General features: G+C 50.1%; 24 protein-coding genes. 12 read left to right on the forward strand and 12 right to left on the reverse strand.

Annotation, left to right across the window (positions count from 1 at the left end; translation table 11 throughout):
* The first annotated feature begins 3 nt into the window (after window positions 1-3).
* From NEE14_RS02455 to NEE14_RS02465, 3 genes are all read left to right on the forward strand, one after another.
* Entirely contained in the window at window positions 4-1,506 is a 1,503-nt protein-coding gene (locus tag NEE14_RS02455) for a glutamine synthetase family protein (RefSeq protein ID WP_251968259.1), read from the forward strand.
* A 137-nt stretch (window positions 1,507-1,643) separates the two neighbouring features.
* Window positions 1,644-2,969: a PhoH family protein gene (locus NEE14_RS02460; RefSeq protein ID WP_251968260.1), complete on the forward strand. Its 1,326-nt coding sequence runs from the start codon at window positions 1,644-1,646 to the stop codon at window positions 2,967-2,969.
* A gap of 88 nt (window positions 2,970-3,057) precedes the next feature.
* Complete coding sequence (locus NEE14_RS02465) at window positions 3,058-4,725, forward strand: formate--tetrahydrofolate ligase (RefSeq protein WP_251968261.1); 1,668 nt, start codon at window positions 3,058-3,060, stop codon at window positions 4,723-4,725.
* Between the two features lie 94 nt (window positions 4,726-4,819).
* Here NEE14_RS02465 and NEE14_RS02470 read toward each other — a convergent pair whose 3' ends face one another.
* The 8 genes from NEE14_RS02470 to NEE14_RS02505 form a co-directional block, all read right to left on the reverse strand.
* Window positions 4,820-6,070 (reverse strand): DEAD/DEAH box helicase, encoded by a 1,251-nt coding sequence (locus NEE14_RS02470; RefSeq protein ID WP_251968262.1) that lies wholly within the window; start codon window positions 6,068-6,070, stop codon window positions 4,820-4,822.
* 34 nt (window positions 6,071-6,104) lie between these two features.
* Window positions 6,105-6,938: a transporter substrate-binding domain-containing protein gene (locus NEE14_RS02475; RefSeq protein WP_251968263.1), complete on the reverse strand. Its 834-nt coding sequence runs from the start codon at window positions 6,936-6,938 to the stop codon at window positions 6,105-6,107.
* Between the two features lie 5 nt (window positions 6,939-6,943).
* Window positions 6,944-9,016 carry a putative porin gene (locus NEE14_RS02480; RefSeq protein ID WP_251968264.1) on the reverse strand — a complete coding sequence of 691 codons (2,073 nt, stop codon included), beginning with the start codon at window positions 9,014-9,016 and terminating at the stop codon, window positions 6,944-6,946.
* A 69-nt stretch (window positions 9,017-9,085) separates the two neighbouring features.
* Window positions 9,086-9,628 carry a 2-oxoacid:acceptor oxidoreductase family protein gene (locus tag NEE14_RS02485; protein WP_251968265.1) on the reverse strand — a complete coding sequence of 181 codons (543 nt, stop codon included), beginning with the start codon at window positions 9,626-9,628 and terminating at the stop codon, window positions 9,086-9,088.
* 14 nt (window positions 9,629-9,642) lie between these two features.
* Entirely contained in the window at window positions 9,643-10,407 is a 765-nt protein-coding gene (locus NEE14_RS02490; protein WP_251968266.1) for a thiamine pyrophosphate-dependent enzyme, read from the reverse strand.
* Between the two features lie 25 nt (window positions 10,408-10,432).
* Window positions 10,433-10,606: a hypothetical protein gene (locus NEE14_RS02495; protein WP_251968267.1), complete on the reverse strand. Its 174-nt coding sequence runs from the start codon at window positions 10,604-10,606 to the stop codon at window positions 10,433-10,435.
* Between the two features lie 5 nt (window positions 10,607-10,611).
* A complete protein-coding gene (locus tag NEE14_RS02500) occupies window positions 10,612-11,694 on the reverse strand; it encodes a 3-methyl-2-oxobutanoate dehydrogenase subunit VorB (protein ID WP_251968268.1) in 1,083 nt (360 codons plus the stop codon).
* A 3-nt stretch (window positions 11,695-11,697) separates the two neighbouring features.
* A complete protein-coding gene (locus tag NEE14_RS02505; RefSeq protein WP_251968269.1) occupies window positions 11,698-11,928 on the reverse strand; it encodes a 4Fe-4S binding protein in 231 nt (76 codons plus the stop codon).
* Window positions 11,929-12,441: 513 nt separating this feature from the next.
* Between NEE14_RS02505 and uvrA the strand changes: the two genes are divergently transcribed.
* The 7 genes from uvrA to NEE14_RS02540 are packed head-to-tail and all read left to right on the forward strand — an operon-like array spanning window position 12,442 to window position 21,749.
* Window positions 12,442-15,303: an excinuclease ABC subunit UvrA gene (uvrA, locus tag NEE14_RS02510; RefSeq protein WP_251968270.1), complete on the forward strand. Its 2,862-nt coding sequence runs from the start codon at window positions 12,442-12,444 to the stop codon at window positions 15,301-15,303.
* Between the two features lies 1 nt (window position 15,304).
* Window positions 15,305-15,526, forward strand: a complete 222-nt coding sequence (locus NEE14_RS02515) for a hypothetical protein (RefSeq protein ID WP_251968271.1) — start codon at window positions 15,305-15,307, stop codon at window positions 15,524-15,526.
* A gap of 1 nt (window position 15,527) precedes the next feature.
* Window positions 15,528-16,139 carry an IMPACT family protein gene (locus NEE14_RS02520; RefSeq protein WP_251968272.1) on the forward strand — a complete coding sequence of 204 codons (612 nt, stop codon included), beginning with the start codon at window positions 15,528-15,530 and terminating at the stop codon, window positions 16,137-16,139.
* A 23-nt stretch (window positions 16,140-16,162) separates the two neighbouring features.
* On the forward strand, window positions 16,163-16,936 hold the full coding sequence (locus NEE14_RS02525) for a hypothetical protein (protein WP_251968273.1): 774 nt from the start codon (window positions 16,163-16,165) through the stop codon (window positions 16,934-16,936).
* Window positions 16,911-17,288 carry a GtrA family protein gene (locus tag NEE14_RS02530; protein ID WP_251968274.1) on the forward strand — a complete coding sequence of 126 codons (378 nt, stop codon included), beginning with the start codon at window positions 16,911-16,913 and terminating at the stop codon, window positions 17,286-17,288. The genes NEE14_RS02525 and NEE14_RS02530 overlap by 26 nt, the downstream gene beginning before the upstream one ends.
* A gap of 15 nt (window positions 17,289-17,303) precedes the next feature.
* Window positions 17,304-18,830 carry a replicative DNA helicase gene (gene dnaB, locus NEE14_RS02535; RefSeq protein WP_422394667.1) on the forward strand — a complete coding sequence of 509 codons (1,527 nt, stop codon included), beginning with the start codon at window positions 17,304-17,306 and terminating at the stop codon, window positions 18,828-18,830.
* A 27-nt stretch (window positions 18,831-18,857) separates the two neighbouring features.
* Entirely contained in the window at window positions 18,858-21,749 is a 2,892-nt protein-coding gene (locus NEE14_RS02540; RefSeq protein ID WP_251968275.1) for a PD-(D/E)XK nuclease family protein, read from the forward strand.
* Between the two features lie 17 nt (window positions 21,750-21,766).
* On the opposite strand, the gene NEE14_RS02545 is transcribed toward NEE14_RS02540, so the two are convergent.
* The 4 genes from NEE14_RS02545 to pyrB all read right to left on the reverse strand — a co-directional run bounded on the left by NEE14_RS02545 (window position 21,767) and on the right by pyrB (window position 24,560).
* Window positions 21,767-22,489: a porin family protein gene (locus NEE14_RS02545; RefSeq protein WP_251968276.1), complete on the reverse strand. Its 723-nt coding sequence runs from the start codon at window positions 22,487-22,489 to the stop codon at window positions 21,767-21,769.
* Between the two features lie 2 nt (window positions 22,490-22,491).
* Complete coding sequence (locus tag NEE14_RS02550) at window positions 22,492-23,058, reverse strand: flavin reductase family protein (protein ID WP_251968277.1); 567 nt, start codon at window positions 23,056-23,058, stop codon at window positions 22,492-22,494.
* 99 nt (window positions 23,059-23,157) lie between these two features.
* Window positions 23,158-23,628 carry an aspartate carbamoyltransferase regulatory subunit gene (gene pyrI, locus NEE14_RS02555; protein WP_251968278.1) on the reverse strand — a complete coding sequence of 157 codons (471 nt, stop codon included), beginning with the start codon at window positions 23,626-23,628 and terminating at the stop codon, window positions 23,158-23,160.
* A 14-nt stretch (window positions 23,629-23,642) separates the two neighbouring features.
* Window positions 23,643-24,560, reverse strand: a complete 918-nt coding sequence (pyrB, locus tag NEE14_RS02560) for an aspartate carbamoyltransferase (protein WP_251968279.1) — start codon at window positions 24,558-24,560, stop codon at window positions 23,643-23,645.
* Between the two features lie 248 nt (window positions 24,561-24,808).
* On the opposite strand from pyrB, the gene NEE14_RS02565 reads away from it, so the two are divergent.
* Complete coding sequence (locus NEE14_RS02565) at window positions 24,809-25,348, forward strand: ferredoxin domain-containing protein (RefSeq protein WP_251968280.1); 540 nt, start codon at window positions 24,809-24,811, stop codon at window positions 25,346-25,348.
* Between the two features lie 28 nt (window positions 25,349-25,376).
* A complete protein-coding gene (locus tag NEE14_RS02570; protein ID WP_317259022.1) occupies window positions 25,377-26,327 on the forward strand; it encodes a hypothetical protein in 951 nt (316 codons plus the stop codon).
* Window positions 26,328-26,630: the final 303 nt, after the last annotated feature.

A 26,630-nucleotide genomic window follows, 5' to 3' on the forward strand; every position in this document is an offset into this window, starting at 1 on the left:
GTGATGGATAACAGTTTAGCATTGAACAAAAATGAGCTGGTAGCTTATTTGAAGAAGCCGGCTTCTCAGTTTACGAAAGAAGATATCAAACGCTTTATCGCGGAAAATGATATTGACATGGTTAATTTCATGTATCCCGGCGGAGACGGCCGGCTGAAGACTTTAAACTTTGTGGTGAACGACCTGGCCTATCTGGATGAGATACTCAGCTGCGGCGAACGGGTGGATGGTTCCAGCCTTTTCCCCTTTATCGAGGCAAGCAGTAGCGACTTGTATGTCATCCCGAGATATCGTACGGCTTTTGTCGATCCGTTTGCTGAGGAGAAAACCGTAACGATGTTGTGCTCGTACTTCAATAAAGACGGCGAGTTATTGGACAGTTCGCCGGAATATGTGTTGCATAAGGCCTGCGAATCTTTCCGAAAGGTGACAGGTATGGAGTTTCAGGCCATGGGCGAGCTGGAGTTTTATGTGATAGACGAGGCTCAGGATGACTTCCCGGCTGTTGATCAGCGGGGTTATCATGAATCAGCTCCGTTTGCCAAGAATAATGACTTCCGCACCAACTGCATGTTGAAGATAGCTCGTTGTGGCGGACAGATCAAATATGGTCATAGTGAAGTAGGAAACTTCTCGGATGACGGACTGAACTTCGAACAGAATGAGATCGAATTCCTGCCGGTTGCTGCTGAAGACGCGGCCGATCAGTTGATGGTTGCCAAGTGGGTGATCCGCAACGAAGCTTATAACTTAGGTTTGAATGTAACCTTCGCACCAAAGATCAGTATCGGTAAGGCTGGCTCCGGTTTGCACATTCACATGCGGATGATGAAAGACGGCAAGAACCAGATGCTGCAAGAAGGCGTTATTTCGGAAACAGCCCGTAAGGCTATCGCCGGTATGATGGATCTGGCTCCTTCGATTACAGCCTTTGGCAATACTAATCCGACTTCTTATTTCCGCTTGGTTCCGCATCAGGAAGCTCCGACTAATATTTGCTGGGGCGACCGTAACCGTTCGGTTCTGGTACGTGTGCCGTTAGGCTGGTCGGGAGGAAAAGATATGTGCGGACAGATTAATCCGGCCAGTACATCGGCTACTTATGATACGACGCAGAAGCAGACGGTAGAAATGCGCTCACCGGATGGCTCTGCGGATGTCTATCTGCTGATTGCCAGTCTGGCTGTCGCCTGCCGTCATGGTTTCGAGATGGAGAATGCCTTGGAAATAGCCGAGCAGACGTATGTCAACGTCAATATTCATAAGAAAGAGAACAAGGATAAACTGGCGAAGCTGAAGCAATTGCCGGACAGCTGTGTGGCCTCATCGAAATGTCTGGAGGAACAGCGTGCGGTATATGAGGAATACAATGTGTTCAGTCCGGGAATGATTGACAGTATCATCGCCCGTCTGAAGGCTTTTAAAGACGAGAATATCCGGAGTAAGGTGACCGACAACGAGCGGAAGATGCTCGAACTGGTTGAAACCTATTTCCATTGTGGTTGATGATGGCATAAGTGAATGAATGAGTGAACATTTGGGTCCTGAAACTGGTTATCTAAATATAGAAACGCTTCAGGATAAAGCTCGTCAGCTTTCCAAACGTTCCTAATGATTGTTGAACGTATAAAAAGAGAAGAGCCATGGGAACAAAAAAGAATTTCGTGCTTGACACAAATGTCATCCTACATGATTACAAGTGTATAGAGAATTTTCAGGAAAACGATATTTATCTGCCGATTGTCGTACTGGAAGAGTTGGACCGCTTCAAGAAAGGGAGCGAGCAAATCAATTATAATGCGCGTGAGTTTGTGCGCGAACTGGATCTGATCATCACCAACGATCTGTTTACCAAAGGCGCTTCATTAGGGCCGAATTTGGGAATGCTGCATGTAGTGACGGGCGATCCGTATCAGGATGCCGTGGCAAAGGCCTTTTCTGAGAAGACAGCCGACCATCGTATCCTGTCGTGTACGCTCTTCGTGGCGCAGCAGTATCCGGATATGCAGACTATCCTGGTGACAAAGGATGTCAATCTGCGTATGAAGGCCCGCTCGTTGGGTATTAAGGTAGAAGATTACATCACCGACAAGGTGACAAACGTGGATATCTTCGAGCGCTCGCAAGAAACGTATGAGGGTATTGATCCGGAACTGATTGACCGTATTTATGCGAACCCGGCAGGTATTGATGCCGACGAGCTCGACTTGAGTGCCAAGTTGTCGGCCAACGACTGCTTTATCTTGAAGAGCGAGCGCAACTCGGTGTTGGCACGCTTCAATCCGTTCTCGCATAAGATCAAACGGGTTGACAAGAGTACGAACTACGGTATCCAGCCGCGGAATGCCGAGCAGAGCTTTGCCTTCGAAGTACTGAATGATCCGGAAATCAAGTTGGTGGCTCTTACGGGAAAAGCCGGAACAGGAAAGACCTTGTTGGCTTTGGCATCAGCACTGAAGCAGGCCGATCTGTATAAGCAGGTTCTGTTGGCCCGTCCGATTGTAGCTCTTGCCAATAAAGACTTGGGATTCTTGCCGGGCGACGAGAAACAGAAAGTAGCTCCGTATATGCAACCCTTGTTTGATAACCTGAATGTGATTAAAGGACAGATTCCGGTGAATGGCGCTGAAGCCCGCCGTCTCGACGAGATGCAGAAGAGCAATCAGCTGGTGATCGAAGCCTTGGCCTTTATCCGCGGACGAAGTCTTTCGGAAACCTACTTCATCGTGGATGAAGCCCAGAACCTGACGCCGCACGAGATCAAGACGATCATCACGCGTGCCGGCGAAGGAACGAAGATGGTCTTCACCGGTGATATCCAGCAGATCGACTCTCCGTATCTGGATGCGCAGAGTAACGGATTGGCGTATATGGTTGACAAGATGAAAGGGCAGGACCTGTTCGCTCACATCAATCTGGTGAAAGGCGAACGCAGTCAGTTGTCGGAACTGGCTTCTAATTTGTTATGATGAATAAAAGGCGATGTACGGACGGGCAGTATGGACTGCTGGCGGATTTTGTGTACTTTTGCCGAGAAATTAGCCTATAATAAGTTGTATGAAAACAGACATTGAAATAGCAAGAGAGACTCCTCTGAAGAAGATCAAGGAAGTGGCGACTCAGTTGGGAATCCCACGGGAAGAAGTGCAGAACTATGGTAAATACATGGCGAAGATTCCGATTCACCTGATTGATGATGCCCGGGTGAAGGAACATAACCTGATCTTAGTCACTGCCATCACACCGAACAAGGCGGGTGTAGGAAAAACAACCGTCTCGATCGGTCTGGCCCTGGCCTTGAACCGGCTGGGTAAAAAGGCCGTAGTCGCGCTGCGCGAGCCTTCGTTAGGACCGTGTTTCGGTATGAAGGGCGGAGCGGCCGGCGGCGGTTATTCGCAGGTATTGCCGATGGAGAATATTAACCTGCATTTTACGGGTGATTTCCATGCGGTGACGTCGGCTCATAACATGATCACGGCGTTGCTCGATAATTATATTTATCAGAACCGCAACAGTTGTATCGGACTGAAGGAAATCAAGTGGAAGCGTGTGCTCGACGTAAACGACCGCAGCCTGCGTAACGTGGTTACCGGACTGGGCGGAAGTGCGAACGGTGTCCCGACGGAAACCGGTTTTGACATTACGCCGGCCTCCGAAATCATGGCAATCCTGTGTCTGGCTTCGGATATTGATGACCTGAAGCGCCGCATCGGGAATATTCTGTTAGGTTACACCTACGAGAACAAGCCTTTCACGGTGCGCGACCTGGGTGTGGCTGGAGCTATTACTGTCTTGCTGAAAGATGCCTTACTGCCGAACCTGGTGCAGACGACAGAGAACACGGCAGCTTTTGTTCACGGCGGTCCGTTTGCCAACATCGCTCATGGCTGTAATTCGGTCTTGGCGACGAAGATGGGACTGACGTTTGGTGATTATACAATTACTGAAGCTGGTTTCGGTGCCGACTTGGGTGCGGAGAAATTCTTCAATATCAAATGCCGGAAAGCCGGTCTGTCGCCCAAAGTGACGGTGATCGTGGCAACGGCACAGAGCCTGAAGTTACACGGCGGTGTGCCTGAAGCCGACATCAAGCAGCAGAATCTGGAAGGCCTGAAGAATGGACTGAAGAACTTAGACCGGCATATCGACAATCTGCAAGGCTTCGGTCAGCAGGTAATCGTGACATTCAACCGCTTTGCAACCGATACCGACGAAGAGATTGCGTTGGTGGCCGAGCATTGCCGGGAAAAAGGTGTGGGCTTTGCCCTCAATACGGTCTTTGCTGAAGGTGGAAAGGGCGGAGAAGAGCTGGCCCGTCTGGTGATCGATACGATAGAACAGCATCCTTCGGCTCCATTGAAGTTCACTTATGAAGATTCGGATTCGGTCCGTACCAAGATCGAGAAAGTAGCTAAAGGTATTTATCGGGCTGGCATGGTGACTTATACGACATTGGCCGAGAAGAAGATGAAACAGATCGATGAACTGGGCATCAGTCATTACCCGATCTGTATTGCCAAGACGCAGTATTCATTCTCATCGGATCCGAAAGCCTATGGCGATGTGAAAGACTTCGAGTTGAAAGTACGTGATGTCGTCATCAACAACGGAGCCGAGATGATTGTCGTCATTATGGGTGAAATCATGCGTATGCCGGGTTTGCCTAAAGAACCGCAGGCCAAGCATATTGATCTGGTAAATGGTCTGATTGAAGGTTTGAGTTAAGTCAGACCTGTTGTTTTGAGATAGCATAAGCGCAGAGGCGCGGAAGCACGGTGAGTTGTATCAAGCAGCTGTGTTTTCGCGCCTCTGTCATGTTTTATGAATTCTGTGGTTTGCGTGACGGGCGTTTGTGGCCTCGTGAAGATGTATTTCTGCTTTTCTGTGTCCGGCCTTTCTTCCGGGTTCGGGTTTCGGGTTTGTATTCAGGTGTTTCACCGAACGACGGATCGATTGGGATTTTGTAGACTTCCTTGCCCAAGAAATCTTCAATACGCTTGAATCCGGTCTGTTCTTCTGGCGAAACAAAGGTGATGGCCAAACCTTCTCCGTTTGTGCCGCGTGCGGTACGGCCGATGCGGTGTACATAATCTTCAGGATCATGTGGAATATCGAAGTTTACTACCAGGCGGATATCATTGATATCGATGCCTCGTGCGACGACATCTGTCGCCACCAGGATATCAATCTTTCCGTTCTTGAAGTCTTTCATTACTTCTTCGCGCTGCGACTGCTCGAGATCGGAATGCATCTCTGCCACATTGAACTTCATCCGCCGCAAGGTATTCGTCAGTTCTTTCACCTTGACCTTGGCCGAAGCGAAGATGATCACACGCTGCGGGCGAGCCTTGCTGAAGAGATCTTCCAGAATCTTGATCTTCTGCGTGTCATAGCAGATATAAGCCGTCTGCAAGATGGTCTCCGGCGGACGGGAAATAGCCAGTTGTATTTCTTCCGGATTCTTCAGAATGGTTTCGGCCAGCGTCCGGATTTTGGGCGGCATGGTTGCCGAAAACATAATAATCTGGCAGGAAGCCGGCAGCTGCTTGTATATTTGCATGATGTCGTCGTAAAAGCCCATATCAAGCATGCGGTCGGCTTCGTCGAGAACGAAGTAGGAGACTTGCGAGAGATCGACCGTGCCGAGCTTGATGTACGACAGCAGTCGTCCGGGAGTTGCAATCACAATGTCGGCGCCCATTTCAAGTCCGCGGCGCTGCTGTTCCCAGGCAACGCCGTCTGTTCCGCCATAAATAGCGACAGCCGAAATGGGAACAAAATAGGTAAAACCCGCAATCTGCTGGTCGATTTGTTGGGCTAACTCGCGAGTCGGCGCCATGATAATGGCATTGACTGCATTGTCGGGGAAACCGCCTTTACTCAGTTCGTTGATGATGGGCAACACATAGGCGGCTGTCTTTCCTGTGCCGGTCTGTGCACAGGCTATAATATCTTTTTTAGCTAAAATAACAGGAATCGTCTGTTCTTGTACCGGAGTCGCCTCTTCAAAGTTCATGGCATCCAGTCCGTCCAGAATCGCATCTTCTAAGTTTAATTCGTCAAATCTCATGTCTGTTCTTAAATGCGGTTCAAAGATACATCTTTTATTTCTTATTGTAATATTGGTTATAGATTTTCTTGTATGTTCCGTCGGCTTTCAGCCGTTCCAGCCAGCAGTTGAGGCTGTCGCGCAGAAACGGTGAATCACTGCGCATGACCCACGACTCCAGCTGTGTAAAGCTGATGTCGGTCTGGATGTCGATTTCAGGATATTGATTAAGCAGCTGTTCGGCATTCTGCTGGTTGCAGACGGCAAAGTCGATGTCGCCTTTGGCTACCTGAATGATGAGCTGCTCGTCTGAATACAGTTCGTCTTCATGTACATAAATCGTATCACCAATTTCATGTTCAAGGTTGCGTAAGCGTAGTAAAGCCGGTGAGTTTTTGGGCAGATACAGTGTCTTTTTCCCTAAATGCAGCTGGTTTCTGATAGGTTGGATGCCATGATTGGCTTTGGCTGTACGCTGCACCAAGACCTGACGGTTCAGGATGATTGGTTCGGTAAACAGATAATGTTCCTTGATTTCCGTAGTAATGGGAATGTTGCGGGCTATGACATCGACGGCCTGACGGTTGAGCAAGTCGAAGCTCTTGTCGAGTGTCATCTCGAGTTGCATCTGTACTTCCAGTCCGGAGACGCGGGCGATGGCCTGACACAGCTCATACTGGAAGCCGAGGATCGTATCGCCGTCTACGAAATAACCGGTCGGATTATACTCTGTCACCACGCGCAAGACGCCTTCCTGGCTGATCTCCGGATAATCGCGCGGAGACAGCGGCTGCTTTTGCTGCCGATAAGACCACAAGTTCATCATCGTCACAACGACGAGCACAAGAAGGATAACATACACTAGTAGGATTTTTCGTGTCTTTTTCATCTTGATCAATTATTGAACCGTACGGCAACGCCCATCTTCAATACCATCGGATTCAGCGGATAATGCGCCAGCGAGAAATAATTCGGAGCGACGAACTTACTGCTCAGGTTATAAGCCGTGACGAAGAAGCGTGCCTGCTTCAGGTGGAAATTGACATAGGCATTGATGAGCGGATAATTGCCCACCTTTACTTCGTCCTGCACCTGGAACTGCTGGGTAGCCGCTTCATAATACGGAGCATAATAGGCCGTGTTGTAGTGCATATCGGCTCCGATCTGGACACTCAGCACTTTCGCCAGCTTGAACTTCAGGTACAAGTTGGTGTACACACTCAGGTCGGGCAGCGGAAGCACACTCTGGTCGCTGCTGATCTGATAGGCAAGTTCGTTTTCCCAGCCCAAAGCCCGGAAATGAAAGTCCTGTTTGAGGCGGGCCGTAATCACCTGGATGTTGCTGTCGTGCTGTTCGGGCTCGCCATTCTTACCGAAGTAAACATAATTCTGGATACTTTCAACACCGGCCGAGATGCGTGTCTCGGTCGAAGCTAGGTTGATTTCGCCACCGGCATAAAACTGCTGGATGTTATTGAAGTCTTTGTCCCACCAGAAATAGCGCGAATGATAATGACGCTGGAAGAATGCCGGCGTGGTATTCTTGATATATGCGTTAGCCTTGATATAAGCGTCTTTCTTGAAGAGCTTGAATGATGTCTGCAATTCTCCATTGGCCCGGAATTCACCTACGTCGTCACCGATCACACAGAGTTCACCGCGGGCATTATAGGTGAGAAGCTGGCCTTGCCGCTTGTATAACTCCGCTCCGATGAAGGTCGAGAACTCATCGTAGGTCGCGATGTTGGCACCCTGGATGAAAGGAGGGGAGAATGAATTCAGGTTTGAATTGCCTTCCTGTGTATAATCCCGCTTGCCGTCCTGCATCTGATAACGGCGTTTCTCGAAGTCGATGAAAGCCGTCAGTCCGAACTTCACCCAGTTCTGGAAACCTTCGCGCAGGGAAAGGGCGAAGGTGTTCTTCATCTGCCAGTAATAATAGAGGTCGTTGAGGTTCTCGTCGTAGTTAAGCGGCAAACCCTGGTTGTAGAGCGTATCAATACCTGTACTGTTGGGTGCTGTGAACTGGCGGTTCATGTCTTCATACTGGAATGTATGGATGATGCTCGAGACCGGCACGAACACTTCTTTGGCATAGCCTTCTTCGTCGGTCTCGTCTAAGGTGCGCATGAAGCCCAGGTTATAACGGTGTGTCAGGAAAAACTCTTTTCCCTGGATGCGGTTGAACACATCGGTGTATTTAACCGGATAGTCTTTCGGAACGATCTGCTTTTTCCCTTCTGCATAATCGTCTGGATTCGTCAGGACAGCATCATTCGTCAGACCGCCGTTTTCGTGCGTTACATAGTTGAGTCCTCTGAAGTAGGCATTCAGTTCATAGCGGTCGGAACGGTAACTGCCGAACACCCGGTAATTGACCAGCTTGTTTCCGTTGGAATTATATTGACCGCGGCCATAGATATAGTCGAAGTCGCCACCGACATTGATTTTCTTCCCGAAGTTGATGGCGATGGTGCCGACCAGCTGCTCCTCCTTGTTGGTACTGCTTCCGCCTGTTGTGTACATGACATCGGTGAAAGGCGTTTTGGTATCATAGAAACGGGCGTTTTCGGGTGTTGTGATATAATAATCGTAGGCATCGGCAAAGATAAAGTCGCGTGCTTCCTTCCGTTCGGTGAAGATACGCGTCTGCGCTGCCGATCCGAGGTTTGCCAAATAGCCGATTGCCAATCCTTTCCCTTCTACCAAAGTACTGTTGGCCGTATTGAGGATACTTGTATCCATAGGCGCCATATAAGCGTCACCCAACAACGGCGTGAGCCGGTAGGCAATGACTTTCTTGCTCTTGAGTTCGGTGCTGTCGGCTATCAGCAGACTGTCCGGAACCTTATTGCTTCCTTTGGATAAGTTCGATAGGGAAAATCCACCTTTGCCTCCTCGCGGAGCCTGCGCAAGAAGACACGTGGGAATAAGAGTTAATATGAATAAATACAAACTGCGTTTCATCGGGGCAAAGATATAAAAAAGGCGTTTCTCTCGAAAGAAACGCCTTATCTTTATCATTTTTTGTCGAAGTCAGACTTTCTGAATGATCTCCATGCCTTTGCGGATAGCGGCTTCGTTCATCGGGATCAGGTTATGATGCCGTTCGGGAAGTGATTTCTTAAGGCCCAACAGTACATTTTCCATCTTCACCATCGGAACCACTTTCAGCAGTCCGCCCAAGATCAGCATATTGAAGGCCTTGGCATTCTTCATCTCGGCAGCTGCATCCATGGCGTCTACACGATAGACCTGAATGTCTTTGCGTTTGATTTCCGTATGAATACCATATCCGTCATAAATCAGGATACCGCCCGGTTTTACTTTGCTTTCGAATTTGTCGAGTGAAGGCTGGTTGAGGATGATGGCGATGTCATATTCATTCAGAATAGGCGAACTGATCGGGTCATCACTCAAAATCACGGTCACATTGGCGGTTCCGCCTCGCTGTTCGGGTCCGTATGAAGGCATCCAGGTTACTTCCTTGCCTTCCATCAGTCCGGAATAAGCCAGAATCTTACCCATCGACAAGACGCCCTGACCACCAAATCCTGCTATAATTATTTCGTGTTTCATTTCCTTTCCGTTTATTATTCCACATTCTTTAAATCACCCAACGGATAGAAGGGGAACATGTTTTCTTCCATCCACTTGTTGGCTTGCTCGGGCGTCATTTTCCATCCCGAAGAGCAGGTCGAAACGAATTCGACCACCGAAGTTCCCTTGCCGGCCATCGAGTTCTCGAATGCCTTGCGCAGCATCTTCTTGGCTTTGCGTACGGCAGCCGCATTCTGCACACTCTGGCGAGTTACCAGGCAAGTTCCTTCGAGTTGGGCCAGCAGATTGCTGATCTTCAAAGGATATCCATTGAGGGCGACGTTACGGCCGTAAGGACAAGTGGCTGTCTTCATGCCAACCAAGGTTGTCGGAGCCATCTGTCCGCCTGTCATACCATAAATGGCGTTGTTGACAAAGATGATCACGATGTTCTCGCCGCGGTTGGCCGCATGGATTGTCTCGGCCGTACCGATGGCAGCCAGGTCGCCGTCACCCTGATACGTAAATACCATCTTCGACGGGTTCAGACGTTTGATGGCAGTAGCGATGGCAGGCGCACGTCCGTGGGCGGCTTCTTCCCAGTCGATATCCAAATAATTGTAGGCAAACACAGCGCAGCCTACTGGAGACACACCAATGGTCTTGTCTTCCATACCCATTTCGGCAATCACTTCGGCAATAAGCTTGTGGATGACACCGTGGCTGCAACCGGGGCAGTAGTGCATCGGATTGTCGTTCATTAACTTGGGCTTTTCATAAACCAAGTTTTCCGGTTTTATGATTTCGTTTATTTCCATAATCAATCCAGCTTCTTCTTCTTCTTTAGTAAAAATATCTTAGTATGTATTGCACAATCCGGATCGCAACGGCGATACCTCCGACGACGAGCACTTCGGTCCGATAGGCTGCGCCCAGAAAGAAACATACCACTGTTCCTATTGCCAGCAACATGAACAACAGGGTCAGTATTTCATCTAATTTGCTTCCTCTCATCATGGCTCTTATCCGATGATTTTCTCTTTCAGAGCTTCCAATACTTCATTCGGTGTAAACACGATTCCGCCCAAACGGCCGAAGTGTTCTACCTTTACACGACATTCAACGGCCAGGCGGACGTCTTCAACCATCTGACCGGCATTCAGCTCAACTGAAAGGATGCCTTTTACCTTGTCGGCATAACGGCCAATCTCTTTCTTCGGGAACGGCCACAGGGTAATCGGGCGGAGCAGTCCGAGCTTGATTCCTTCGGCACGGGCCAGCTCAACCGCTTTCTGGCAGATACGGGCCGACGAACCGAATGCCACGAGCAGATATTCGGCATCTTCGCACATGAATTCTTCGTAGCGTACTTCGTTTTCTTCTATTTTCCGGTATTTAGCCTGGAAACGGATGTTGTTCTCTTCCATGCGGGCCGGATCAAGTTCCAGTGAAGTGATGATGTTCGGCTTGCGGTTGGCCTTTCTGCCTTGGGCAGCCCACGGACATTCGGCGATGATTTCTTCTTCGGTGCGGCGCGGATGGAAAGGAGGGAGCACTACTTTCTCCATCATCTGACCTACGATTCCGTCGGCCAGAATAATAGCCGGATTCCGGTACTTGAAAGCTAATTCGAAACCTAACCCTACGAAGTCGGCCATTTCCTGTACCGACGAAGGAGCCAGTGCGATCAGCCGGTAGTCACCATGACCGCCGCCTTTTACTGTCTGGAAATAATCAGCCTGACTTGGCTGGATGGTTCCTAAACCCGGACCACCACGCATGACGTTTACAATCAGACAAGGAAGTTCGGCGCCTGCCAGGTAAGAAATACCTTCCTGCTTCAGGCTGACACCCGGACTCGACGATGATGTCATGACTCTTTTACCAGTTCCGGCTCCACCATATACCATATTGATGGCGGCCACTTCACTCTCTGCCTGCAAAACCACCATACCGGTTGTTTCCCATGGCATTTCGGCCATGAGGGTTTCCAGGACTTCAGACTGCGGCGTGATCGGATAACCGAAGTATCCGTCTACACCATAGCGTATAGCTGCACGGGCGATTGCCTCGTTGCCTTTCATCAGTTTTATTTCTTCAGCCATAGGTCAATCAATTTTCTTTTTATAGACTGTTAAACATCCGTCTGGACATACTAGTCCACAACTTGCACACCCAATGCAGTTATCGGGATGCTTCATGTATACATAATGGTAACCTTTGTTGTTAACTTCCCGCGGGTGTAATTCCAATACATCAGCCGGACAGGCTACTACGCAAAGATTACAACCTTTGCAACGCTCGGTATTCACTACGACGGCGCCTCTGAATTTTGCCATACTCCTTATGATTAAAAAACGATTGTAACACTTTTATTCGATTGCCAAAGGTAGTAAAAACTTTGAATAATGCTTCTCTTTTGTCTTTTTTTCTCATTTGCTACTTGTGGTTGTTGCCAGTTGCCGACAACATTTTGTTGGCTTCCCGGCATTCTTTTGTCTAAAGTGTTATTTTTTCAGAGGCGGAACTCGTGAATAACTAACCGTTTCACCTGGGTGAGCCGATCGTTCCACCTAGGTGAAACGATCGTACCACGGCTGTGAAATGATCGTTCCACCCGGGTGAAACGATCAATTGCCAGGCAGAAACGGCCATCTTTTTAGCGGGATTAGAGTTTTATTCAGCCCGGAAAAGGGAATGGAGAAGTCGGGCGGAGCGCTCGGACATCGGCTCTCGAGAGGTGATTTTTCTTAATTTTCGAGAATAAGAACCGTCATTTTGCAACAGAAGCCTGGAAAAAATGTATCTTTACGGGTCAAAATAGAAATTGAGCTAATCTGTTATTTTAACTTATGGCGATAGACAAGGAGGCATTAGAAACGGGAAAAATTTCCGTCTGGGGAGCAAGGGTTCACAATCTGAAGAATATAGACGTCGAGATTCCGCGTAATACACTGACGGTGATTACGGGGATGAGCGGCAGCGGCAAGTCGTCGCTGGCATTCGATACGCTCTTTGCCGAAGGGCAGCGGCGTTATGTGGAGACCTTCTCGGCCTATGCGCGGAATTTCCTGGGAAATATGGAACGCCCGGACGTGGATAAGATCACCGGGTTGAGTCCTGTCATCTCGATCGAGCAGAAAACAACAAACAAGAACCCGCGTTCGACCGTGGGAACGACTACCGAAATCTACGATTTCCTGCGTTTGCTGTATGCCCGGGCCGGCGAAGCCTGGTCGTACCTGAGCGGGGAGAAGATGGTGAAATATACCGAAGAACAGGTGTTGCACCTGATCCTCGAACGCTACAAGGGAAAGCGCACCTACATTCTGGCGCCGGTGGTCCGCAACCGTAAGGGACATTATAAGGAATTGTTCGAACAGTTGCGCAAGAAAGGCTATCTGAATGTACGGGTGGATGGCGAGATGCGTGAGATCATCCACGGGATGAAACTCGACCGCTACAAGATGCACAACGTGGAAGTGGTGATCGACAAGCTGATTGTTTCCGACAGCGACGAGCGCCGGCTCAAGGAAAGCCTGCAGGTGGCAATGAAGCAGGGCGACGGACTCATCCTCGTACTGGATGCGGATTCGGGCGAAGCGCGTCATTACAGCAAGCGGCTGATGGACCCGGTAACGGGACTTTCGTACAGCGAGCCGGCACCGCATAACTTCTCGTTCAATTCGCCGCAGGGCGCCTGTCCGAAGTGTAAAGGATTGGGGCAGGTCAATCTGCTGGATATGGAGAAAATCGTGCCCGATCCGTCGGTAAGTATTTATAACGGCGGTATCGTGGCATTGGGAAAATATAAGAATACACTGATCTTCTGGCAGATCGAAGCGATATGTCAGAAATATGGCCTGACGCTCAAGACGCCGATCAGTGAAATACCGGAGGAAGCGATGGACGAGATCATGAACGGAACCGACGAGCCGTTGCAGATCAAGGGTGAACTGCTGGATACGTCGCGTTATTTCCTTTCGTATGAGGGTGTGGCCAAATACATTATGATGCAGCAAGAGATGGATGCTTCGGCTTCGGCCCAGAAGTGGGCAGGGCAGTTCGTTAAGATGACGGTCTGCCCGGAGTGTAAAGGTCAGCGCCTGAATAAGGAAGCCTTGCATTATCGCATCGCCGGGAAGAACATTGCCGAGCTGGCCGCGATGGACATTTCGGAGCTGAAGGAATGGCTCGACGGACTGGAAGATAAACTCGACGGAAAGCAGCGGACGATCGCGGTCGAAATCCTGAAGGAAATCCGCTCGCGCCTGAATTTCCTCCTCGAAGTCGGACTGGATTATTTGTCGCTGAACCGTTCGTCGGGAAGTCTGTCAGGCGGAGAAAGTCAGCGTATCCGACTGGCAACGCAGATCGGAAGCCAGCTGGTGAATGTGCTCTATATCCTCGATGAGCCGAGTATCGGTTTGCACCAGCGGGATAATACGCGGCTGATTCATTCGCTGAAAGAGCTGCGCGACTTGGGCAACTCGGTGATCGTGGTGGAACACGATAAAGACATGATGCTGAATGCCGATTATATCATCGACATGGGTCCGCGGGCAGGAAGGCTGGGCGGCGAAGTAGTCTTTGCCGGAACACCGGCCGAAATGCTGAAGGCCAATACCCTGACATCGGCTTATCTGAACGGTAAATCTGAAATAGCCGTGCCGGAAACACGCCGGCCGGGCAACGGGAAGTTCCTGAAGATTATCGGTGCCAGCGGAAATAACCTGAAGCATGTCACGGCTTCGTTCCCGTTGGGAACCTTTATTTGCGTGACCGGCGTGTCGGGAAGTGGCAAATCGACGCTCATCAACCGGACCTTGCAGCCGATCCTGAGCCAGCATTTCTATCATTCGCTGGAAGATCCGTTGCCTTACGATGCCATCGAAGGACTGGAATACGTCGATAAGATCGTGAATGTAGACCAGTCGCCGATCGGTCGTTCTCCGCGAAGCAATCCGGCTACTTATACCGGTGTCTTCTCCGACATCCGGAATCTGTTCGTCGAGCTGCCCGAATCGAAGATGCGCGGCTACAAGCCGGGGCGTTTCTCGTTCAATGTTCCGGGCGGACGCTGCGAGACCTGCAAGGGAAACGGTTACAAGACGATCGAGATGAACTTCCTTCCCGATGTTCTGGTGCCTTGTGAGGACTGCCAGGGAAAGCGTTATAACCGGGAAACACTGGAAGTCCGTTTCCGTGGCAAGTCGATTGCCGACGTGCTGGACATGACCATCAACATGGCAGTCGAATTCTTTGAGAACATTCCTTCCATCTTGTCGAAGATCAAGGTGCTGCAAGATGTGGGATTAGGATATATCAAGCTGGGCCAGCCTTCAACAACCTTGTCGGGAGGCGAGAGCCAGCGCGTCAAACTGGCCACCGAGCTGGCCAAGAAAGACACCGGCAACACGTTGTATGTACTCGACGAGCCGACAACCGGTCTGCACTTCGAAGACATCCGCGTCTTGTTGGGCGTCTTGAACAAACTGGTAGAAAAAGGGAATACCGTGGTCGTCATCGAACATAACCTCGACGTGATCAAGTCGGCCGATTATATCATCGACTTGGGCCCGGAAGGCGGACGGCGCGGCGGAGAAATCCTTTTCTCGGGTACGCCCGAAATGCTGGCACAACAGCAGGTGGGCTTTACAGCACCTTATCTGAAAGAAGAACTGGAATGGTCGAACAAGCATAAACAGAAATGAGATGAAGAATCCGATACAAATGATCAAGCAGTGTGTGGAGAAAGACGAACCCTATTTCGTCCTTCGCGGACAAGACCGTTGTGCACTGGCGGCCATCGAAGCCTATTATAACGAAGTAAAGAAGCACGTCAAGAATCCTTATTTCGTGGAAGAAATAGAAGAGATCATGAAAGACTTCCGGGCTTATCGGGAGGAAGTGGAACGAACCAAAATACCCGATTGATATGGCAGAAGATACGTACAGGACGATTACCGGTACGGCCGAAGGCTATTATACCGAAAAGCGCAGCCGTTTTATCTCGTATGCCATTCCGGTCAGAACCGTGGAAGACGTGAAAGCCCAGCTGGCCAAGTACCGGAAGGACTATTATGATGCCCGCCATGTGTGCTGGGCTTATATGTTAGGTCCGGAGCGGAAGATATTCCGTGCCAATGACGACGGCGAGCCTTCGTCGACTGCCGGAAAACCCATCTTGGGACAGATCAATTCCAACGAGCTGACGGATATACTGGTGATCGTGATCCGGTATTTTGGTGGCATTGAATTAGGAACAAGCGGACTGATCGTGGCTTACCGGACGGCTGCCGCCGATGCCATTGCTGCGGCCACCATAGAAGAACGGACCGTCGATGAAGACATCACGGTCGTATTCGAATATCCTTATCTGAATCAGATCATGCGGATTGTGAAGGAAGACGGACCGACGATCGTCTCCCAGCAGTTTGATATGGACTGTGTCATGCGGCTGCGCATCCGCAAAGGGGAAGCCGAGCGCTTGCGGAATCGGCTGCAGAAAGTCGAAACGGCTTATCTGAAGGAAGACGAGGAGGAATAACAAGAAACCAAAACGGAAGAATCATGAAAGAGGAAGAAGATGATATATTGCGGAAATATCAGCAGTCCTTCAGGAACTTGAAGGGGAAGATTCATATACTGGAACAGCAGGTGCCGGTAGAAGAACAGATGCGTTATTTCCGGGCTTCCGAACAGTGGAAGAGAAATGCGGGCGGATTGCTGCCGGCGTATGACGAAGAATGCAATCACTGGTATCGGCAGCTGACCGACCGGGAAGATGTGAAGTCGGTCGAGAAGAAGCAGAACCTGCTGCTTAATCTGGCCAACTCGAAGAATCCGGTGTCGTTCCGGCTGCTGAAGCAGTATGTGGCCGACGGGCCTGATCCTGATGTGGCCGACTGGGCTTATCTGGCCTTGATGGAAATACAGATCGCCTTGGAGTCGGATTATTCAGACGAGCGGCAGATTTATATTTCTACAGGCATGGGCGGCAAAGGGACGAAGCTGCGTTTCTATGTCCTGCTGGTCTCGGCCGGAGGGAAGCCGTTTGAGTCGTATCAGCGGCAGGTCATCGAGCGGGAGTTTACGTATGCCTTCTCGCAAGTCGACTGGGAAATCGAGTCCTTGCACATTGCCGATAATTATGCGGAACTGCTGCTCTTGATCCCGATTGCCGGGAACATCAAGAAAGTGATGGGTGATACGATTCAGGAATGTAATGAATACGGTCATTTCCTGTCAGACCGTTACAACATCACCAACGTGAAACCGCTGACGGAAGAAGAAATACAGAAAATACTGGAGAAAGAAGATGAAGACGGTCAGGCAGGCGATTAAGTATGGCATTGTGGGTGTGAGCAACACCCTGATTACAGCCGTGGTGATATGGATATTGATGAAGGTCGCGCATTGTTCGGATGTGCTGTCGAACGTGGTGGGCTATATAGCCGGCGTCGTCAACAGCTTTGTCTGGAACAAGCAGTGGACATTCCAGAGCCATGCCGGATGGGTGAAAAGTGCCGTCCGCTTCGGACTGGTGTTCGGCATCTGTTATCTCCTGCAATTGGGATTTCTCTTCCTGCTGAATGCCTGGCTTCCTATTGATCCGTATTATAATCAGTTAATAGCGATGGCTTTTTATACAGTCATCAATTTTATCTTTAACAAAGTCTATACATTTAAAGAGTAATAATCAACGAGAGATATGGCAGAACAAATGCGTAAGACAACACGCCGAACACAGCAGAAGACGGTGGTCGTCCCGGAAATGGGACGGTTGCAGCCGCAGGCGCCCGAACTGGAAGAAGCCGTTTTAGGTGCGCTGATGCTGGAAAAGGATGCGTATTCGATTGTCAGTGAAATATTGAAGCCGGAGTGCTTTTACGAGAAGGCGCATGAACTGATCTATGCGGCCATTGTCGATCTGGCCGTGCAGCAGCTTCCGATTGATATGATGACAGTGACGGAACAGCTTCGGAAGCGGGGCGATCTGGATCAGGTGGGCGGCCCTTATTACATTGCCCAGCTGACAAGCAAGGTGGCAAGTAGTGCGCACATCGAATACCATGCCCGAATCATTGCCCAGAAATACCTGGCCCGCGAGCTGATCTCTTTCTCTTCGCAGATTCAGTCGAAAGCCTTCGACGAGACCACCGATGTCGACGACCTGATGCAGGAAGCTGAAGGAAAGCTGTTCGAGATTTCGCAGCGGAATGTGAAGAAAGACGTGACGCAGATCAACCCGATCATCAAAGAAGCCTTGAAGATGCTGGAAAATGCGGCCAACCAGAAAGAAGGTCTGAGCGGCTTGCGTACCGGCTTCGACGGACTCGACAAGATCACGTCGGGCTGGCAGAATTCAGATTTGGTGATCATTGCAGCCCGTCCGGCCATGGGTAAAACCGCCTTTGTCTTGTCGATGGCCAAGAACATGGCTGTCAACTTCAATACGCCGGTGGCTTTGTTCTCGTTGGAAATGAGCAACGTCCAGCTGGTGAACCGTCTGATCGTGAATGTCTGTGAGATTCCGGGTGAGAAGATCAAGAGCGGACGGCTGGAACGGTATGAATGGGAACAGATGGACTATAAGATCAAGGAGCTTTATGATGCTCCCATCTATATTGACGATACACCGAGTTTGTCGGTCTTCGAGTTGAGAACCAAGGCGCGCCGCCTGGTACGCGAACACGATATCAAGTGTATCATCATCGACTACTTGCAGCTGATGAACGCCAGTGGCATGAGTTTCGGCAGCCGTGAGCAGGAAGTCAGTATGATTTCCCGCTCATTGAAAGGACTGGCGAAGGAACTGAATATCCCGATCATTGCCCTTTCGCAGTTGAACCGTGGTGTAGAAAATCGTCAGGGAGCAGAAGGCAAGCGTCCGCAGCTGGCCGACTTGCGTGAATCAGGTGCGATCGAGCAGGATGCCGATATGGTTTGTTTCATCCACCGTCCGGAATACTACAAGATTACGGAAGACGAACGGGGAAATTCACTGGTCGGACTGGCCGAGATCATCATAGCCAAGCACCGTAATGGTGCGACGGGCGATGTCCGTCTGCGGTTCAAGAGTGAATTTGCCAAGTTCATGAACATCGAGGATGATATTCCGGTGCAGGAATTCCGCTCCGGAAACCAGTTGCCTTCCGATACGACAGCCGCTCCGGATCAGGCCTTGCCTCCGACCGAGCTGCTGACGAGTACGGGAAACAAAGATTTCCCCTTTTAATGTGATACGCCGAAAACGAATGGAAATATGAAGCCTTTTTTGTATCAGGTAGCAGCCTTGTTCTATCAACAGTACGGAGCGGAGATTCACCGGCTGGCCTTTGTCTTTCCGAACCGCCGTGCCGGTCTGTTCTTCCAGAAGTATTTGTCCGAGATTTCGGAGAAGCCGCTCTTTTCTCCGTCTGTACTGACGATAAACGACCTGTTCATGCAGCTTTCGGGCAAGCACACAGCAGATAAGATCCAGATGCTGTTCCGGCTTTATGAGCTTTATCGGCAGCGGAGCGGTTCGTCGGAGTCGTTTGATGAGTTCCTGTATTGGGGAGAAATGTTGCTCAACGACTTCGATGACATCGACAAATACATGGTTGATGCCCGGATGCTGTTCCGGAACGTCTCCGATCTGAAGAGCCTGGACGATGACTTCCAGTATTTGTCGCCTGAACAGATTCAGGCCATCCGTTCGTTCTGGTCGTCATTCTATCCCAAAAGCGATTCTCCGAACCAGCAGCATTTCCTGGAGCTTTGGGAAATCCTGTATGATCTGTACACCGGCCTGCGCCTTTCATTAGCGAAAGAAGGCTGTGGCTACGACGGAATGATCTTTCGGGAAGTCGTAGAGCAGTTGGAGAAAGAACCGCTGGCCGATTTCCCATTCGACCAGGTGGTGTTTGTCGGACTGAATGCTCTTTCGGTCTCGGAAGAACGGTTGCTGCTGGCGTTGCAGAAGAAAGGTGTGGCTGATTTCTATTGGGATTATGTGGAACCGTGGGTGACAGATCCGGACAATAAGGCGTCGTTCTTCCTCGAACGGAACCTGAGGCTTTTCCCTTCCAGCATGCAGTTGCCGGCAGAAGAACCAGTTCAGGCAGAGATTCGGGTGATGGGCGTTCCGTCGGCTATCGGACAGGCCAAGCAAGTATATCCTATCTTGCAGGCACTGACTGAGGAGCAAGCGTTGACGGATGAATCGGCTTTGCGGACGGCGATTGTCCTGCCGGATGAGCATCTGCTTGTCCCGGTATTGAATGCCATACCGGAAGCTATTCAGCATATCAATGTGACGATGGGTTATCCGCTGGCCGGAACGCCGGTGGCTGCCCTGATGGAATATATCCTGACGCTGCAGAAGAATATCCGTTATATAGACCGGGTTCCGGTTTTCTATTTCCGCGATGTGTTGCCGATCCTGAATCATCAGTATATAACGGCCGCTGCGCCCGAAGAAGTTGCCCGGCTGGTGAATGACATGACGGCAGGAAACCGGATTTATGTACAGGCTTCAGACCTGAACGGCCACGAGCTGCTGTCGATCCTTTTTACTCCGGTGCAGCATGCGGCGGAATTGTCGGACTATCTGATCCGTGTGCTGGAAGCTCTCAACGCCTGCTTGCATAAAGAGCTTCCCGACGATGAAGACGAAACGGCATCTGCCGGCAGCGGACAGACAGCCGTGGATATCGAGCAGGAATTTATCTTCCATTATTTCGCCACCGTGAACCGGATGAAGGAGGTCATGCGCGAAACAAAGGTAGAAATGCGCCTGGATACGTATTTCCGCCTGCTGAAGCGGATGACCGATCTGATTACCATTCCGTTTGAAGGTGAGCCGTTGTCGGGTCTTCAGATTATGGGTGTGCTGGAAACGCGTGCGCTCGACTTCGACCGCTTGATTATTCTCTCGATGAATGAAGGCATTTTTCCGCTGAAGAAGGCGGCCAATTCGTTTATCCCCTATAACTTGCGCCGTGGATTCGGCCTGCCGACCTATGAACACCAGGACAGTGTGTGGGCTTATCATTTCTATCGCCTGATCCGCCGTGCCAAGCAAGTCTCGCTGTTGTATGACACGCGGACGACCGGCTTGCAGACCGGCGAAGTAAGCCGCTTTGTGCATCAGCTCCGTTATCATTATCAGTATCCGCTGACCGACCAGCTGGTGGTTTATGATGTGGCTTCATCGGCTGTGCCTCCGATCATTGTGCAGAAGACGGCCGAAGTCAGGCGTTTGCTGTCGGACTTCCTGGCTGGCGGATCAAGGGCTTTGTCGGCCAGTGCGATCAATGCGTACCTGGACTGTCCGCTGAAGTTCTATTTCTCGGCTGTCGAGCAGATACGGGAAGAAGATGAGATTACAGAAACCGTCGAACGTAATGTATTTGGCAGCATCCTGCATAAAGTAATGGAAGAATTGTATGCTCCGTTCAAAGGAAAGATGGTGACGGCCGATTTGCTGAAGCTGCTGCGCAAAGACAAGGCGCTGCTGACGGGCACCATTGCCCGGGCTTTTGCCGAGTTGTTCTTCAAGTCGCCGGTCGTGCGTCCGCTGGAAGGGAAGAATTTCCTGACAGGCGAGATGATCCGCAAGTATGTCGAGAAGATTTTGGAGCAGGATGCGCATTATACGCCTTTCCAGTATGTGGAATCGGAAAAGCAGGTGCGGGCGAACCTGGCGTTGGGCGACGGGAAAGTTGTCCAGCTGAAAGGATTCATCGACCGGGTGGATGCATTGGACCGCGTGTTGCGTATCGTGGATTACAAGACCGGCAACGGAAAGCTGGTCTTCGATTCGGTCGACGGCTTATTCGACAAGGAAGCTAAAGACCGCCCGAAGGCTGTCATGCAGGTTTTCCTGTATGCCTGGATGTACCGGCAGTTGCCTGTTTATAACGGAATGCCGATTCAGCCGGCTATCTATTTCCTGCGGACGTTGTTTCAGGGCACGTTTGATCCGGTGGTGCTGTACAAGGCTCATGGAAAAGGTGAAAAGGTAGATTCGTTTGAGGAATTTGCCTCCGACTTTGAAGACGGGCTGCGGCGTTGCTTGGAAGAAATCTTTGATCCGGATGTTCCCTTTACCCAGACGGAGACTGGAAAGGCGTGTGCCTATTGTACATTCCGTGGCTTGTGCGGGAAATAAACCTCGTAGGAAAGCGGTCAGAAGATAATGCCCAACGAGAAGCTCAGGGCATTCCGCCGTTGCTGGATGGAAAGAATGCCTGCCTGATTCTGTGTCAGGCTTTGGTAAGTATATGTAGATTGCGTCTTGTGCAGTTCGAATTCGTAGGAGAAGTCGAGGAACAGACGGCCGATAGTAACACCCACGGCCGTTACCAGATCGACGGCATAGTTGATATTGTCATCCTGATGGGTGATAATAGCCTGCGGACCAGAGCCGGACTGTTGCTTCTTGTAATGATAGACTCCTTTCGGACCGAGCTTGAAGTTCAACCCGTAAGGCCCTTCTTTCACCAGATGATAGCCCACTAATACCGGCACCGCTATCGAATTGTATTCAGCATCAATCTTATGATCGTACACAGAGATGCTTCCCGAAGGATAAATATCTTCCGTCTGTGGCCAGGCAAACTGGATTTCCGAGCTGCTCCGTTCCCAATTGACGGCCGGCTGGATAAAGAAACGGTTCATGTTGATGCTGCACAAAACCGAAGCCATATAGCCGACTTTGTAATGCAGGCGGAAATGATCAATGGCCTGATCGTCGAGCATGAACGAATGGATCACCGGAAAGGAGGAATTGAACCCGACGCGCACACTGAAACTGCAGGGCTTGTCATACACTTCCATGATACTTTGTGCCGGCGAGGCCAGAGAGACAAGCGCCAGACAGCTTCCTATGATCCATTGCCTGATTTTCATCTTTATTTCTTCTTTTGTACCGACCAGCCGAATTTGCCGATCATCTCACCCAATTCATAATATTTCCCGTGAGAGTAGGCCATCAGATTGGCTTTCTGCATGTCGAAGGCGCCTGTTTCCGGATTCAGATACCGGTCGTCGGCCAAGACATTGACTACATCTGCGATGAACATGTCATGACTGCCCAATGCGATGATTTCTTTCACCCGGCATTCAATGCAGAGCGGCGATTCTTCGATGATCGGCGCTTTTACCAGACTGGCTTTTCCGGGTATCAGCTTCATCTCCTCGAACTTATGATGGTCTTTTCCCGAGTTGACGCCGCACCAGTCGGTGGCATAGGCCAGGTCTTTGGTGGTCAGGTTGATGACAAACTCCATGTTCTTCTTGAGAATCGGGTAGGAGTAACGCTCGGGCCGGACGGAAATATAACACATCGGCGGATTGGTGCAGATGGTTCCCACCCACGCGACGGTGATGATGTTGTATTCTTCGGGACAGCTTCCGCAACTGATCATGACGGCCGGAAGCGGATAAATCATGGTTCCCGGTTTCCAAGACTGTTTCATACGATGGAATGAATTATGAGAGAAAACGCTAAAAAGACATACAGGCCTTCGCTGTTGCTTGCGCATTGCTTCGGGCCTGTATGCTCATACGGTAATAACTTATTTGATAATGATGTCGTCTTTGTTGATCTTGCGTTCGCAATAATGACATTTGATGGTGCCTGCTTCCTTGTCGATCACTTCGAAGCGAGTCGGCATCGGCTCGTTGTTGGTGATACATTTCGGGTTGTTGCATTTCACCAGTCCGATGATTTCGTCGGGCAGAGCCACCCGTTTCTTTTCAACCACTTCATAATTGCGGATGATATTCAGAATCACATTCGGAGCCACAAGCGCGATACGGCTGATCTCATCGTCGTCGAAGAACTTATCCGATATTTTGATCATTCCTTTGAAACCGCATTTCTTGCTCGGAAGATTGTTGGCAATCGTAATGGTGTTACCTTCCATCTTGTCGAGTTCCAGCAAAGAAGCCACCTTGAATAGCTGGTTGGAAGGAATATGATCAATGACTGTACCGTTTTCGATAGCGGCCACCTGCAATTCTTTGTTATTTTTAGCTGCTGACATAATGATTTTCTTGTTTAATCGATTGAAATACCCAATACTTCACAAATAATAGCCTGACGTGCGAACAGACCGTTGCGTGCCTGCTGGATGTAATAGGCTTTCGGATTATCGTCTACATCATAGGCAATTTCATTCACACGGGGCAGCGGATGCAGGATACGCAAATTGTCTTTGCTGTTGGCCAGCATGGCATTCTTTAGAATATACACATTCTTTACTCGTTCATACTCTTCGAGGTCTGTAAAGCGTTCGCGCTGTACGCGGGTCATATACAGAATATCTGTCTGGTTGATGATATCTTCGGTGAAGTCAGTATGCTCATAGTATTTCAGTCCGTGCTTGTCGCAGAAGTTCTTCTGTTCGTCCGGCATACGCAATTCGTCTGGAGCGACGAAGTGGAAAGTCGGGTTGAAGTGCGACATGCCGACAATCAGCGAATGAACCGTGCGGCCATATTTCAGGTCGCCCACCATCGTGATGGTCAGGTCTTCCAGCTTGCCCTGTGTCTTGCGGATAGAATACAGGTCGAGCATGGTTTGTGACGGGTGCTGATTGGCTCCGTCACCGGCGTTGATAATAGGCACCTGTGTCACTTCCGAAGCATAGCGGGCTGCACCTTCCAGATAATGACGCATAATGATCAGATCGGCATAGTTGCTGACCATCAGAATGGTGTCTTTTAATGTCTCTCCTTTAGATGAACTGGTTGTTGAAGCGTCTTGAAAACCGATAACACGTCCGCCCAGGCGATTGACAGCTGTTTCGAAACTCAATCGGGTACGCGTAGAAGGTTCGAAGAACAAAGTGGCTGCGACTTTTCCTTCCAGCAGACGCCGGTTCGGATTTTCTTCAAACTTGGCTGCGTTGTCCAGAATACGAAGAATGTCCTCTTTAGAACATTGATCGATTGATACTAAACTTTTACTTTTCATAAATTTGTGTATATTCTGTCTTTTATACTATGCAAACTTACATAAACATTTTCGATTGTGGATACTTTTTGGAATCGAAAATGCACTTTCGGCCGCTATTTTTTTCTCTGTTTCCGATGCCGTGAAATATCCCGCAAAAAGTAAGGCAGTCTGCATAAAATCTATTATCTTTGAAGAATTAATTCGTTATTCATACGGCCTGTCCGGGCGGTGATGGCGGATCTGTTTTGAAGGAAAGGAGTTATTGTATGGTAGTAAATGAAAGAAATATAAGACATCAGCTCGTGCTGGAAGCCGCACATCGGATGATGGTGGCAGCTCGCACGGCTCCGAAAGGGAAAGGTATTGACATTGTAGAAGTAGGCATGGCAACCGACGAAGACATCGAGCGCCTCTCGGCCGAGATGATCCGCATTGCCGGTGAGACAGGCATGAAGTTCTTCCTGCGCGATGCCGAGAACATCAAGAGCGCCGAAGCCATTTTGCTGCTCGGCACACGGCAGCAGGTGCAGGGACTGAACTGCGCACATTGCGGTTTTGCCACCTGTGCTGAAAAGCCTGAAGCTGTTCCGTGCGCGATCAATGCCATCGACTTGGGCATTGCCATCGGTTCGGCTTGTGCGACGGCGGCCGATCTGCGCGTCGATACGCGAGTGATGTTCAGCGCCGGCCTGGCTGCCCAGCATTTACATTATCTGGGCGAGGAAAGCAAATGCGTGATGGCGATTCCGGTAAGTGCCTCTTCGAAGAATCCGTTCTTCGACCGGAAGCCGAAAGAGAATAAATAAGGATGAGCGAATGCAGAAAAACACAGGTATGAAATTCTTGAACAAACTGGAATTGCGCTACGTCTTCAACGAGAAGTCGAATTATATGGATGCGGTGATCCGAAACCGCTGTGAGAAGGAAATCCTGACCATGATCCGTGCGCTGGCCGACATGCTGGATGTCCGTCTGATGATTTATAACGAGCCGGCGGCCATAGCAGCCGACAATTACCGCGAGATCTGGGCCGTGGCGGGCGAAAACTCGCGCTGCATCTCGGTGATCCTGAATCTGATGATGCAGGTGCTGGTGCGGAAAACCCTTTCGGTGGGCGGGCAGCCGCTGGGCGAACGCTCGGCCGACGATGAAGCTCTGCTCCAGCGCGAGACGGCTCTGTTTCGCAAAGACCTGAAGCTGAAGGCGCAGGGCGTGCCGCACCGGCTGGTGGAACTGCTGAGTACTTCGCCGCGCTTCTGTAAATACAAGTCGAACTTTTTCGAGGCCATCAAAGGTTTCCCGAAGATTTCCAAGATCGTGATTCGTGAATTGAACGAGAACAATCGCCTCCGCTCGGGCTCGCTCGAGGTGAAGCGCGACCAGTTCGACTATTATATCCTGCGCACCGACGATCTGCCTCCGATGGTCGACCAGAAAGCGACGATCGAAATCATCTCGCCTGTCTTGAGCGATGCCCGCTATCGTTGGAAAGGTATTTATAATAAAGGTGGAATCACCATCGATTTCTATATGCAGGACGAAGATTTCAAGCGGCAGATGATTGACGACAAGATCGCTTTTGCCAGCGGCATGTGCATCGACTGTGTATTGGAAATCTCGAGACGCCTCTCCGAACTGGGCGAAGTAGTCAATACCTGCTATGTCGTCCGCACTGTGGTCCGCACGCGTGTCGATAAGATGGAGATCATCACGCCGCAGGGCAAGAAGCACCTGCGCAAGATGCAGGCAGAACAGGAACAGCTGACGCTGGATTTGTTCGGCTGATGCAGCAACCTACCAGTGTGTCAGCTTGTCAAAATAGCAAAATGTCAGATTAACCCCTTCCAGAATCGTCTATTTCGGAGCCCAGTACGGCCGACCGGAAAATAAACGATTCTGAAAGGGGTTAATTTCTATGTAGTTATCGGATAAAACACTGGTGAATAAATCTTTATGCCGACTTTAAGCCACAAAAAACGGGAGGCTTTTACAATCACAAAAAGTGTTAAATTGAAAAGTTTGGCCACTGATTGGAGTGATTTCCGGCTCGAAAAGGCCCAAAGCCGGCGTCTTTTCCTGAAAATGTCG

Origin of the sequence: Parabacteroides sp. AD58 (assembly GCF_023744375.2) — a bacterium.
Lineage (GTDB): Bacteria > Bacteroidota > Bacteroidia > Bacteroidales > Tannerellaceae > Parabacteroides > Parabacteroides absconsus.